The 13,404-nt window shown below is 36.7% G+C and carries 9 protein-coding genes and 1 pseudogene; 4 read left to right on the top strand and 6 right to left on the bottom strand.

Annotation, left to right across the window (positions count from 1 at the left end; all coding sequences use genetic code 11):
- Positions 1 to 51 precede the first annotated feature (51 nt).
- From opp3C to JUJ52_RS07785, 3 genes are all read right to left on the bottom strand, one after another.
- Positions 52 to 1,209, bottom strand: a complete 1,158-nt coding sequence (opp3C, locus tag JUJ52_RS07775; RefSeq protein WP_121604008.1) for an oligopeptide ABC transporter permease — start codon at positions 1,207 to 1,209, stop codon at positions 52 to 54.
- 2 nt (positions 1,210 to 1,211) lie between these two features.
- Positions 1,212 to 2,141 (bottom strand): oligopeptide ABC transporter permease, encoded by a 930-nt coding sequence (gene opp3b / locus JUJ52_RS07780; RefSeq protein ID WP_166530622.1) that lies wholly within the window; start codon positions 2,139 to 2,141, stop codon positions 1,212 to 1,214.
- A gap of 150 nt (positions 2,142 to 2,291) precedes the next feature.
- On the bottom strand, positions 2,292 to 3,986 hold the full coding sequence (locus JUJ52_RS07785) for a peptide ABC transporter substrate-binding protein (RefSeq protein ID WP_121604010.1): 1,695 nt from the start codon (positions 3,984 to 3,986) through the stop codon (positions 2,292 to 2,294).
- Positions 3,987 to 4,260: 274 nt separating this feature from the next.
- Here JUJ52_RS07785 and JUJ52_RS07790 point away from each other — a divergent pair, with 274 nt between their 5' ends.
- The 3 genes from JUJ52_RS07790 (at position 4,261) to JUJ52_RS07800 (ending at position 7,337) form a co-directional block, all read left to right on the top strand.
- The gene (locus JUJ52_RS07790; RefSeq protein ID WP_205389154.1) at positions 4,261 to 4,623 is read left to right on the top strand and encodes a DUF3899 domain-containing protein; all 363 of its coding nucleotides are present in this window, start codon (positions 4,261 to 4,263) and stop codon (positions 4,621 to 4,623) included.
- A gap of 551 nt (positions 4,624 to 5,174) precedes the next feature.
- Positions 5,175 to 5,960: a serine hydrolase gene (locus tag JUJ52_RS07795; protein ID WP_205389156.1), complete on the top strand. Its 786-nt coding sequence runs from the start codon at positions 5,175 to 5,177 to the stop codon at positions 5,958 to 5,960.
- Between the two features lie 84 nt (positions 5,961 to 6,044).
- On the top strand, positions 6,045 to 7,337 hold the full coding sequence (locus JUJ52_RS07800) for a hypothetical protein (RefSeq protein WP_026682957.1): 1,293 nt from the start codon (positions 6,045 to 6,047) through the stop codon (positions 7,335 to 7,337).
- A 35-nt stretch (positions 7,338 to 7,372) separates the two neighbouring features.
- On the opposite strand, the gene JUJ52_RS07805 is transcribed toward JUJ52_RS07800, so the two are convergent.
- Positions 7,373 to 7,516, bottom strand: a complete 144-nt coding sequence (locus JUJ52_RS07805; protein ID WP_205389158.1) for a hypothetical protein — start codon at positions 7,514 to 7,516, stop codon at positions 7,373 to 7,375.
- Positions 7,513 to 9,306 (bottom strand): M3 family oligoendopeptidase, encoded by a 1,794-nt coding sequence (locus JUJ52_RS07810; RefSeq protein ID WP_205389160.1) that lies wholly within the window; start codon positions 9,304 to 9,306, stop codon positions 7,513 to 7,515. Before JUJ52_RS07810 ends, JUJ52_RS07805 begins: the two co-directional genes overlap by 4 nt.
- 266 nt (positions 9,307 to 9,572) lie before the next feature.
- Between JUJ52_RS07810 and JUJ52_RS07815 the strand changes: the two are divergent.
- A pseudogene (locus JUJ52_RS07815) lies at positions 9,573 to 9,968 on the top strand (helix-turn-helix domain-containing protein).
- A gap of 136 nt (positions 9,969 to 10,104) precedes the next feature.
- Here the strand turns inward: JUJ52_RS07815 and JUJ52_RS07820 are convergent.
- Positions 10,105 to 13,281, bottom strand: coding sequence for a DEAD/DEAH box helicase (locus tag JUJ52_RS07820; RefSeq protein WP_166530627.1), 3,177 nt, complete (start codon positions 13,279 to 13,281; stop codon positions 10,105 to 10,107).
- Between the last annotated feature and the right edge of the window lie 123 nt (positions 13,282 to 13,404).

A 13,404-nucleotide genomic window follows, 5' to 3' on the forward strand; every position in this document is an offset into this window, starting at 1 on the left:
TCTCAAATCCTTTACTTCTAACAATTTACTCATTTAGAAACACCTACCTTCTTATTTATGCATTTTCGGATCAAACGCATCACGTAATCCATCTCCAATTAAGTTGAATGCAATCATAATTACGGATATTAATATAGCTGGGAACACGAGTAAATATGGGTACAATCTCAGGTTCTCAAATCCAGTATTAATCAATGTCCCAAGAGACGCCTCTGGCGGAACCATCCCTAATCCAATAAAGCTTAAGAATGCTTCAAAGAAAATCGCCCCTGGAATCGTAAACATCGTATTAATGATAATAATCCCACTAATATTTGGTACTAAATGCCTGCGAATGATCGAGCTATTTGGCGTACCTAGCGTTCGTGCAGCAAGCACAAATTCCTGACTTTTCAACTTTAGCACTTCACCACGGACGATCCGGGCCATTCCAATCCAGCCTGTTATCGTCAGAGCGATAATGATCGAGAGCATTCCCGGCTGTAATACGAGAATCATTAAGACAATGACGACGAGATTTGGTATACCGACAAGAATTTCAATAATTCGCTGCATCACATTATCCACTTTACCGCCATAATATGCGGAAATACCACCATATGCGACACCAATTACGAGGTCAATCGCCGCCGCAACTAATGCGATAATTAAGGAAACACGCGTACCTAACCAAATCCTTGTCCATTGATCTCGACCAAGCGTGTCGGTGCCGAGCCAGAAATATTGATCAGACATATCCTTGGCTTCGTAAATATGATAAGTAGCTTTTACCTCTGCAGAATCCTTACTGCCATCTCCTTCGGACAATACCTTTATATCAATAAAATCTTTATCATTATTGTATCTTTGAATTGCATTTTGCGTTGCATGTTCTACATCGTTACCCTTAAATTCATCTTTTAATGTACCGTTAAAGCCAAGCCATGAAATATTTTCTAAAACGGGTACGTGTGGTGGCATTTTAGCACGTGACAAATCTTGATCATCTAAGCCATGCTCATTCATACCTGGTCCGATAATACTAAATAAACTAATCAAGCCTAGAATAATAACACAAAAAATCGCCAGTTTATTTTTGAAGAAGGTTCGGCGAGCGTCCTGCATAAAAGTTCTGCTTGGACTCGTTATTTTTTCACTTGTATCTTCTTTTCTTTCAATTGGTATTAATAATTCTTTTGGTACTTGTTGCTCGTTTTTTTTGTTATCCATTTTTAGCTCTTCCCTCCTGTCAGTCTAATTCTCGGATCAATTAATACATAGAGGAGGTCGATGACTAGAATAATGACAACAAATAAAAAGGCAAATAAGAGGGTTGTCCCCATAATTGTAGGGTAGTCATTAACCATAATGGATGATACAAACTGCTCACCTATCCCAGGTACGGCAAAAATTTGTTCAATAACAAGCGTTCCTGTCATTAAACTCACTGCCATTGGACCAATTACGGTCACAAGTGGTATAAGTGCATTACGCATACCATGCTTGAAGATGATTCCGTATTCACTTACACCCTTCGCACGTGCGGTTGTAATAAAATTAGAACCCATTACTTCGATCATTTCCGTACGCGTAAAACGAGCAGCCGTTGCCATCGGAAATATCATCAAGGCGATCGTTGGCAATATGGTATGTTCAAACGTTCCCCATAATGCGACAGGGAACCAGCCTGTTTCCACGGCAAGGAACCATTGGAGTAGTCCGGCAAAAACAAACGAAGGTATGGAAGTACCTAGTACAGCAAGAATGGTTGAGGTATAATCGAGGATACCATTATGCGAAATCGCGGCAATTAACCCAAATAAAATACCTAAAAATGTTCCCACTAGTAACGATTGTGCACCTAGCTGTGCCGACGGACCAATTCGATCCATAAGTATTTTTGTAACCGGTGTATTATCAAACGCAAAGGAGATACCTAAGTCCCCTTGCACTAAATCTTTCAAATAAGTTATGTATTGCACTGGCACAGGATCATTTAAGCCATATTTCTCAAGAACGATTTCTTTTTGTTCTTCGGTCAGTTTATCTTCTGCCTTCAACGGACTACCTGGTAGCATCTTCATTAAAAAGAAAGATACGGTCGCGATGATAAATAGCGTAATTACCATATAAAATACACGTCGTAGTATATAACGAACCATTCGTGCACCTCCTATTAAGCTGAATATTCTAAAAATAGTAAATGTTATTTATTATAAGTCTTTTTCTTGACAGGGGAAAAGAGAGTATATACCAAAGGGTCATACACTCTCTTAACCTACTAATCTTTAGCATATTAATTTAGACTACTATTATTCTTCTGATCCAACGCTAGCCCATTTGTATTCATATGTTGGTCCAAATGGATTCACATAAACACCTTTAACTTTAGGTGATACTAATTGTGCCATTGCACTTTGGTAAACAGGAGCGATTGCTGCATCTTCAAATAGCATCTTTTCTGCTTCAAGGAAGGTTTGGTAACGTGCTTCATTATCTTGAGCTAATTCCGTAGTAGTTTTTTCTAATAACGCATCATAGTCAGGGTTAGAGTAGCCCATTTTATTATTACCACCATCCGTTAACCATAGGTTAAGGAAGGTATATGGATCAAGATAGTCTGGACCCCAGCCGGAGAATTGAATATCATAATCCATATTCGTATCTAAGTCTAAACGTTGCTCAAACGGAACCTGCTTTAACGTAACTTTTAATCCAGGTAAATTTGTTTCTAGCTGATTAGCAAGGTATTCATTCATCGTTTTAGCCGTTTCTGAATCACCTGCAAGGAATTCAAGCTCGACAGAGTCTGTTCCTAGTTCTTCTAGACCTTTTTCCCAATATTCTTTCGCCTTTTCTACATCATATGTCACTAAGTCGCCACTAACTTCACGGAAATCCTCTCCACCGCCTGGCATTGGGGTAAAGTTAGCAGGAATTAAACCATTAGCTACTAGCGATCCGTTGTTAAGGATTTGATCGACTAGTGCTTGCTTATCAAATGCACGACTAATTGCAGCACGGACATTTGTATTTGCTAATGCTTCGTTTCTCGTTTGGTTCATCTTCAAGTAAAAGACAGATGTTTCAGGTGTTACTACATAATCTTCATGTGTAGAATACTGATCAACTAAATCAGATGATAGTCCAGCACGATCAACTGTACCGCTTTCATATAAGTCAACACCAGTTTGTGGATCTTTTACCACTTCATACGTCATCTTTTCTAGCTGAACCGTTTCTGCATCCCAGTAATCTGCATTCTTCTCCAGATTCCATGAGCTGCTTGTGCTTTCCCAATCTGTTAGCTTATAAGGACCATTAGATAATAGCGTATCTGTACTTGTAGCAAACTTATCGCCTTGTTCTTCAACAAATTTTTGATTTAACGGGAGGAACGTGCCAAAGGTAGTTAATGATTCAAAATAAGGTACAGGATTTTCTAGCTCTACAACAAGGGTGTAATCGCCATCCGCTTTAACACCTAAATCTTCTACAGGAACGTCACCAGTGTTAACAGCTGTTGCATTTTTAATAACGCCACCCATCATATACGGGCCATATTCAGAGCCAGTGTCTGGGTCTACAGCACGCTGCCAAGCATAAACGAAATCATGTGCAGTTACAGGATCGCCATTTGACCAAACTGCATCTTCACGTAAGGTAAATGTCCATGTAAGACCGTTCTCACTCACTTTGTGCTCTGTTGCAATACCTTCAACTGGTTCTGCGTTCTCATCCAAGCGATAAAGACCTTCCATGGTTGCACCTAGAAACTGGAAGCCATATTCGTCAGTAGCCATGGATGGATCCATCGATGGAATTGTATCTCCATTAATAAAATTAAGTACTTGTTCTACATTTTCTTCGTCTTTTGCTGGTTCTTCTTCTTTCTTATCATCAGAACCAGTGCCTTCTGCTGAATCTCCGTCATCACCTGAGCATGCTACTAAAAACACACTAAGCAATAGACCAAGAGCCAATAATAGTGACCATTTTAACTTCATAGTTAAAAAGAACCCCCTTAAAGTAATAGTTTTTTGATTTTTTCGCAGATTTAATCTACTAACGAAATTATACAATCAACCCAGCTAATTTGCAAAACATTTTTTATAATAGTGTAAAAACTATCATTATTTTCATTTATTAAAAATATGTGTAAACGGCGTTGGATTAATGCTTTCGTCCTAAATACAATTCATTAAATTTTTTAAATAATGCGCTTTTTGCAACATAAAATTCTATGATATAATTAGTTCAACTTATCTAGAAGGTGACTCTATGAATAAATCAAAACATGGGCTGTATTTCCTGCTCACGATATGCTTAACACTTGTGATTTTTCTTATTTTTGCTCCATCCTATAATCTCGTGAACTTTATAAATGCACTATTCTATGTGTTTTTACTGCTTCTCGTCATTACATTGTTTATCTATACCAAAAAAGGCGGCTTCTTTGATGGTGTCACGTTTGGCTTCAGAAGATTTTTAAGTATGATATCAAATGACTATATGGAAGAATGGAAAGAAAAGCCTGCTCCTTCTGAAAAGGTAAATCCCTCATTTTATAAGATCATGCAATTCCAAACAATTACTACCTTTGTGTTATTAGGGCTACTACTGATTATTTATTATTACATTTAGCTATAAAGAGTGTTCTTCGAAGGTAGCTCGCTCTAATATTCTTTTCTTCAAAAACGGAACTTCCCGAAAAGATATCGTTCAGATGTCGCAGCGAAACTATACAAGACTTCAGTGAAAAAGTAACCGTGTGATATCCTCACACGGGACTTGCCCATAAAGAGGGTAAGCCGTTGCCGTGGAATGAAAGATGTATTTCAAATATGTGTGAAAAGAGGCGGGAACAAACGTATTTTTATCAAAAGAAAATGTATGACAACTTCGCTTTCCACGGCAACGGTCCCAGCCTGTATGTTTATTTCATACTGTTTTTTTAGGTAGTCCAGTCAGCTAGATATATGTATAAGTAATGCAAATATATTATTTTAGGATTGACAATTATGAGAAAATTCAATACTATATTGCTATTAGCGAAAGTTGTCGATTGTTGTTCGTTAAATATTGATGAACGCTTTACTGTATTAAAGCAAAGAAGCGATGTCAATACTTGCTTACAGTGTACGTCCAGCTTCAGAAAGTTTTCTAAGACTGATATGTAAGGTGGTCTATACGATATGAATTTTCGAGAATTGGAAAAATCCATACATCACAAATTGGAACCGGTAAGCGATCATTTTTCTGTTTATATTGAAACAGATGAAGGTACTATTTCCATTAATCCAGCTCAGTTAAGATGTGCAGCCAGTTTGGCTAAATTACCAATTTTAATTGCAGGCTTTCGTCAACTAGATAAAAACCCACATTTACAGGACAAGCTTGTTTATATAAAAAGGGAAAATATGGTTGGCGGTGCTGGAGTAATTAATTATTTATCCCATTCTCATATTTATAGTTATCGAAACTTATTGGAGCTAATGATTATTGTTTCAGATAACACAGCTGCCAATGTATTACTTGATATATTAGGTGTAGAAACAATCAATCAATTAACAAAAGATGCTGACTGCCAACAATCGATCATTCAACGTAAGTTTATGGATCTACAGGCAAAGGAAAATGGATTGGACAATTATACAAGTGCATATGATATCGCAAAATTGTTGCATTTAATTTCAGAAAATAATAAATTTTTAACAAAAGAGAGCCAGAAAATGATTTTAACTATTTTAGCTAACCAGCAATTTACTAATAAGCTCCCTAGTTATTTGCAGGCAGAGGATGAGATTCAGTTTTACCATAAAACGGGGGAGCTACAAGGAGTCACCCATGATGCTGGCATTATGAAATATCAGGATAAGACGATACATGTTGTTCTTTTATCAGAAGGAATCTCCCTTAATGCAGAAAGTGAAAGAATAATTGCAGATATCGGTCATTTATTAATTCGTTACATCAAGTAGGGAAGCTAGTTTAAATAAAAATAGGATTACATAGTAAAAAAATTTGCATTTATAATCATTTATAAGAACATGGGAGCGTTTAGAATGAAAATTAAGATTGCAGCTTTTGGTAATGAGGATGTAATGAAACGCATTATGAAGCTCGCTGATACGAAAAGCGATATCGAGCTTATGCCCTTTACCTACTCAAAGGCTGAAGATGTTACAGAATTAATTGAAAAAGCATATGTATGTGATATTTATTTATTTACGGAACAGCTCTCTTATCTATATGCAAAAGACTTGTTAGTGAAGAAGCGAATTCCAAGTATTCAAATACCGTATGATGAATATATGATTATTCACTCCTTATTCCGGTTAAACCATCTTCATAAACAAGTTATTAACCGCATTTCTCTAGATGTGTTAAGTGGGAAGCATGTCAGCAACGTACTAGCAGATATAGCCATGAAAAATAAGGATATCTATATTTTTCAGCCAAATAAACAACAGCAGGTGCAATCAGATGACATTGTGTCCTTCCATCAAACGTTATGGAAGGAAGGAAAAATTGATACTGTCCTCACATCTACAAAGGAAATCGAAATAAAATTAAGACATGAAGGTATACCCGTAAGCTGTATGACAATACCTAGACTAAATATTGCATGCGCCCTCGAAGAGGCTCGAAAAATCGTGACACTTTCAGAGCCCAATACTACACAAATTGTTTCTGGATACGTACGATTAAAGCAATGGGAAGTTATTGAGCAACGAAGAGGTAGTACGGTGGCTAAGCAATCGCTACAGAAATTACATCGTTTACTCTTAACATTTGCCAAGCAAACGAACGCTTCCGTCTTTCCAAGTGATGATAACCGTTTTATTTTATTCGGTACCAAGGGAGTCATTGACCATATTCAAAATCATTATCGGGATTTTCCTTTACTGTACGATATTGAGAAAACATTGCAAACACCTGTCGATATTGGATTTGGATTGGCTTTAACCGCAAAGGAAGCAGTGGAAAATGCGAAATTAGCATTAGATGCATGCAGTACGGAAAAAGACAGTAAATGCTATATTGTTAATGAACGGCAAGATACGATTGGACCAATTGGTATTATTAAACATTTTGATACATCGAAGCTTTATCAAGCACTCATTCATAAGGCACGTTTAAATAATGAACTATCCTATAATTTTATCGATTTTATTCAATCTCGAAATAACGAACCATTCTCTTCTCACGATATTGCATCGCATTATAAAGTTACAAAACGAAGTGCAGAACGTACCATTAATAAACTGTTAGCTGGCGAGGTCATAAAAGTGGCAGGTGAGGAAAAGCCTTATCTAAAAGGAAGGCCGAGAAAACTATTCCGATTAAATCAGTAAACTTGATAAAGTAAATCTTCCATCCGTGGGCTTGTTTATCCCCACGGATGGTTAGGTGAACCAATCGGACATTTACTGGCAGTTGATTCCCCTCTTACCAATTTCGGTTTCTCTTTATTGCTTGAAGCGAGAATCTTACTGCCAGTTATATGCGGGATAAATCCCTTCGTACCCATCATCTCATTTCCTGCCATTTTCTTTCCGATAATTTCTTATACTGTTCAATAGCTTCGATTGTTGGCTGCAAGGATGCTTCCCAAAATGACAAATCTGTAATGTCCTGCTTTAGATAGTGGGCTGCCAATTGTTCAATTGTCATTTTTCCTGTGTTTTTTAAAAATGCATCGTATTGAGCCGGAAACTGTACGGGATTTTCCTTATATTGTGCATACATTACATTGCTGAGTAGATAGCCAATGGTGTACGGAAAATTATAAAATGGCAGCTCTGTACGATAAAGGTGTGGGATGGTCATCCATAGATAAGGGTTCATGTCTTTCACCGTGTCTCCATAAACCTGTTTAAACGTGCTTGTCATTAATTCATTTATTTCATTGGGTTTCAATGGGCCAGACTTCCGTTGTTCATATAATTTCATTTCGAAATCAAACATTGCTGGAACAGTCACTTGATACTTTAGACCATTTCCAATCTTCATTTCTAGCAAGGTTAATTTTTCTTCTTCATTTGATGCGCTGTCTATTACAGCATCGAGTACTAGATTCTCAGCGAACGTTGAAGCTGTTTCCGCAATACTTGTACTTCTTTCCTGTGCAAAAGCGGGTTGATCGTTGACTAAGTAATTATGATAAGCATGCCCAAGTTCATGAGCAATCGTTACAACATCTTGATAACTGCCGGTATACGTTAAAAAAATACGACTTTCTTTAGCAATTGGTAAGTAGGCACAAAACCCACCATGCATTTTCCCCTTCCTATCCTCTGTCTCTATCCAACCATTCGCAAAAGCATTTGCTGCAAAAGTTCCAAGTTTTTCACTAAACTTAGAGAATTGGGTAATGATCAAATCTGCCGCTTCTGCGTAAGTAATTTTATCTTTTGATGTAAAGCTTGGTACATCCGTATCATACCATGCCATTTTCTTAAGCTTCATTAACTGCGCTTTTCGTTTTAAATAAGGTTGCATGATGTAACTCTTCGCGCGTATAGCTGATAGCATGGTATGTAGCGTTTTCTCCTTCATTCTATTTTTATCCATTGCCTCTTTTAGCATATTGTCCCAGCCACGCTTTTCATACACATCTAAGCGAAATCCACTTATTCGATTAAATGTCGTGGCAAAAGAGGAGCCATTTTGTTGCAATACATCCATTAATGCTTCCGCTGTATTTTTCCTTAGCGAGCGATTGGGCGAAGCTAGATACATTAATGCTTGTCCTATCGATGCTTCCTCTACCTTTCCCTGTTTGTCGATGAGGATTTTCAATTCACCCATTAACTGTTCGTAGTAATTCTCCCAACCAATAAATCCGTTAATCGCCAATTTATTAATTAACTTTTCCATTTCAGCAGGGAGACGATCTTTGATCCCGGCTCTACGCTCTTCTAGATAAAAACGAACATCTTGAACTTCCTGTAATTGAATAAAATGATTCCATTGATCGACGGAAAAATGATCAATATGCGTGTCAATATCTACAAATAATGCTTCAAACATGGAGCGTACATGATCTATCTCATTCATTATTTTTAATATATCGGGCTCTCCCACATTAACTGCATAGAGGCAGACAATGTAATCCTCTAGCTCTCTTAGACCTTTTAGATTTTTTTGCACATCGCGTAAACAGGAAGCAAATGATAATTGATCATCCACTGTTCCAATCTTCGTATGCAGCCTATCTATCTCTCGCTTTAATTGATTCAACGTCTCATGTAATTTTTTGGAATCTTTACCGCCAGCGTATAATGTATCAAGTTCCCAATTTTCTTTTATAGTTTGTTCCACTTAGCATCCTCCCTTATGAAAAGTATAGCTTATTTTAAATTTTCCGACTCCGTCTTAAGTCGTATATTTATTACATACACAGATTTAATTTTACTTGATGTTAATTACTTTCCTATTAAATTAAATAATTCATGAAGAAAGCATTCTTACACTATGCTTAGTATGTCAGCACAAAAGATATCAAACTTATATTGTATTGAAGGGGCACTATTATAAAGAACCATGGCTTAGGACAAACTCTATTAAACTATCGTAAAAAGAATGGTATGACAATTCGTGAGTTTGCCGATGATGCAGGAATTAGCACGTCAATTATTAATCAAGTAGAAAGAGGACAAGGAAATCCTTTGCTTACTGTATTAGAGTTAATTGCAAAAGCATTAAACGTACCACTGTACGCTTTTTTTTAATGAAATTGATACAGATTCCCTTATTTCCAGAAAAAAAGATCGCGTGAACGTATATCGTGAAAATAATAACCATATTGTCTATGATGTTTTAACACCAGACCTTATGAAGGCACATATCGAACTAGAAGGGACCGAGTATTTTTTAGATGAAGGAGATGTGGTACGTACTCTACCAAATATGAAGCATCGTTTTTTGAATAAAAGTGATAACTCGAGCCTATTTTATTCGTACTTACGTCATCGTTGTTTTAAACCTCTCCTTATCATGTAAGCGTAACTCCTTAAACACGAATAGGGGGCGTTGCAAACATCGATCTAGTATCCATGTTTGCAACGCCCCGTGTTTAACTTTTTTATAAACCAAATACACTTATTACATCGTTACGTTTTATATATTTAATAGCTCCCTGACATCATCTTCACTCAAGCTGGATATCATCGTTTCTCCAGGCTGGATTACTTGATCGATTAATTCTCGTTTCTTTTGCTGCAGCTCATATATTTTCTCTTCAATAGTACCTTCCGTAATAAGCCGAATCACTTGAACTACATTTTTTTGGCCAAAACGATGAGCACGACCTGTTGCTTGGTCCTCAACTGCTGGGTTCCACCATAAGTCATATAGAATAACGGTGTCGGCACCTGTTAAATTAAGTCCCGTTCCACCGGCTTTTAACGAAATTAGAAACACGTTGTTTTCACCATTGTTAAATCGCTCACTGATCTCAACTCTTTCATGCGATGGTGTCTGACCATGTAGATAAAAATAGCCGATCCCTTCATGATCTAACTTCTTAATCAGAATTTCATGCATCGAAGTAAACTGAGAAAATATTAGCATACGCTTCCCATTTCCTAATGCATTCTTTATTGTGTCCATAAGTTGTTCTAGCTTTCCGGATTCCCCTTGATAGTTTTCTAAAAATAGAGATGGGTGACAGCAAATTTGTCTTAGTCTTGTCAAACCGGCAAGTATCTTCATACGGTTTTTTTGAAAGCCATTTTCGTTCATTGATTGTGCAGCTTCTTCTTGTAGCTGTCGATGATAGCCTACATATAAATCTTTTTGCTCCTTCGTTAACTCAGAAGTATGCACGGTTTCAATTTTATCGGGTAGCTCATTTAGCACATCCCGTTTTAGGCGTCGTAAAATAAATGGTCTTGTCATCATAGCAATTTTTTCGTAAGACAGTTGTTTAAATGTTTGATGATTCGGCATTAATCCTGGGAGAATTACTTGGAAGATAGCCCATAGCTCATCAATCGAGTTTTCAATTGGGGTCCCACTTAAGGCAAATCGTCTCCCTGCTTTAATTTGCCGAATAGCTTTCGATGTTTTCGTAGCATAATTCTTTATATATTGCGCTTCATCGAGAATCAGTGTTTGAAAAGATAATTCCTCATACAGTGCAATATCTTGCCGTAACGTTGCGTAGGAAGTAATCCAAACATCCATATTTTTTGAATCCGAAAATTTTCGTCTTCTTTCCTGGGGAGATCCAGTTAAGACAGCTACTTTTAATGTTGGTGTAAATTTTTCAAATTCTTTTTTCCAATTATATACAACAGATGAAGGCGCCACAATCAGATGAGGATCTTCACAAAGCTCTGACGCAATATATGCGATACTTTGTAATGTCTTCCCTAGACCCATGTCATCCGCTAGTATACCTCCCAAATGATAATGGCTCAATGATTTAAACCATTGATAGCCAATTTGCTGATAATTTCTAAGTGATGCCTCCAGCGTATCTGGAAGTGGGTATACTTGTTCTTCTGGAGATTTTAACTGATGTAGTAATTTACGAAATGATAGATCATAACGCTTACTCGTTTCCAGTAGCTCATCTACCTGTGTACCTTGATACACTGGCACCTTAACCTTGCCTTCATCCAGATCATTGACCTCAATATCCATCCCATCTAAGAACCGTCTAACAGATGAAAATGTGTCACTTTCCAAGGAAAGAAGTGCTCCATTATCCAAACGATAATAGCGTTTTTTTTCAATAACTGCCTCTAATATTTGATTTACCTCTGTGTCATTTATCCCCTCAATATCAAAACCGATATCAAGTAAATTTGATGCATTTTCCAATTTAACACTTGTACTTGTCATCGGTTCTTGTTCGACGATTAGATTCCGTATTTCTGAGGTTAAGTAGAGCTCCACATACTCCTTTAGCTTTGGAAGCATATAATAAATGAAATCATACATTTCCTCTTCGTTTTCCATATCGATATAGAGCTCTTTCCCATTATAGTGAAAATCAGCATGTTCTATGAGTCGCATAATTTGTTGTTCTTTTTCCACATCACGAATAATAATGACTTCATTTTCTTCACGTCCACTAAAGGGGTCAATTTGTTCTTTTCCATAATGATATTCTAATCTACCTACGACCCATGCTGCCTTCACCTCTAAATAGAGTTTTGCCTGTAATGGTACTTGAATAATATCTTTAGCTACCTTATCATCGATCGCTACCTCACCAATTTTTTTCAATGATGGAATAACAGTAGAAACAAATTCATCTGCCTGCTTCTTGGCGATTGGTAAATGAAAACCTTCATTACGGAAATGACTAATCTGTTCAATCACTGGAACTTGATGACTTTGAAGAAAATAAAATATTCCTTCAGAAAATAGTAATTCATAGGCATCTAAGTAGATAAAATCATTCACCTTTTCCATTTCCAATTGCAAATCTTCTTGTTCACTAGCGGTTAAAGAAAATTGAAAAGGTAACGAATCCCTATTAATGGATACAGATGGATACGTGAGATCCTTTGTTTCCACAGTCAATGACTGCGCTACTAATTTTTCTAGCAACGCTTTTGCCTCTAGTGGTGGAATTATAATCGATCGTTTACTTGCTTGATCGCCTCTAAAAAAAGGATTGGTATGATAAATTCTTTCATTTTTAATGATGGCAGATAATGTCTCTAAAATCTGCCGATCCACATCTGAAAAAGTGTGTATATCTGGATTATAGGAAAATTTTTTTGTCATCGGGTATTCCGATGCTTGTGAAACATGTTGGAGAAATTCACCTGCATTTTTCACAACAAAACAACGCTTTTCTCCCACTTTAAGCTCAATTTCCAATTGACTATTAAAAGCTAATTTGCAACTATACTCTACCTTAAGCATCGTTTGCTTTGGTAACGCAGTTTCCTTGTCGTTATTGTTTTGCGGAATGTTATGAAGTGCATTCATAAATTTCCGAGTCATGTTGTAATCATATGAGGAATATTTAGGAACCTGAAATTTCTCATTGTCTTTATTAACGATATGGATTAATACCGCAGCTATATGCTTACATGAACCAAATGCGTCAAATGCCGGACAATCACAATACGTATCAATGGTACCTTTAGAAAAATCCTTCATATTAATCTCGACAAAATAATTTTCCGATCCGTGTACGATGGCAGTCCATACTTGATAATTAATATCGTATAAAAGATCACTTACCTTATCTTGTAAATAGTAGTCTAATCCTCGCTTATATATAACGGAAGGAAATAATTTTTCAACATTGATGTTTCGGATACTTTTCAAAATAGCAAATACCATCCTTTACCAATTCTTATTACTATTGTATACGAGTTTTCATTGATTTTAAACTGAAGCCTGCTCATAAAACAGCTTTCCCCGTCATTTACCCTTACAAAACTGTAAGCT

The sequence above is a fragment of the Virgibacillus sp. AGTR genome (genome assembly GCF_016919725.2).
Taxonomy (GTDB): Bacteria; Bacillota; Bacilli; order Bacillales; family Amphibacillaceae; genus Virgibacillus; species Virgibacillus salarius.

Coding starts and splice junctions, on each gene's coding strand:
- JUJ52_RS07795 (WP_205389156.1), top strand. CDS start 5,175: ATGAATTTTCGAGAATTGGAAAAATCCATACATCACAAATTGGAACCG.
- JUJ52_RS07800 (WP_026682957.1), top strand. CDS start 6,045: ATGAAAATTAAGATTGCAGCTTTTGGTAATGAGGATGTAATGAAACGC.
- JUJ52_RS07785 (WP_121604010.1), bottom strand. CDS start 3,986: ATGAAGTTAAAATGGTCACTATTATTGGCTCTTGGTCTATTGCTTAGT.
- JUJ52_RS07790 (WP_205389154.1), top strand. CDS start 4,261: ATGAATAAATCAAAACATGGGCTGTATTTCCTGCTCACGATATGCTTA.
- JUJ52_RS07805 (WP_205389158.1), bottom strand. CDS start 7,516: ATGATGGGTACGAAGGGATTTATCCCGCATATAACTGGCAGTAAGATT.
- opp3C (WP_121604008.1), bottom strand. CDS start 1,209: ATGGATAACAAAAAAAACGAGCAACAAGTACCAAAAGAATTATTAATA.
- opp3b (WP_166530622.1), bottom strand. CDS start 2,141: ATGGTTCGTTATATACTACGACGTGTATTTTATATGGTAATTACGCTA.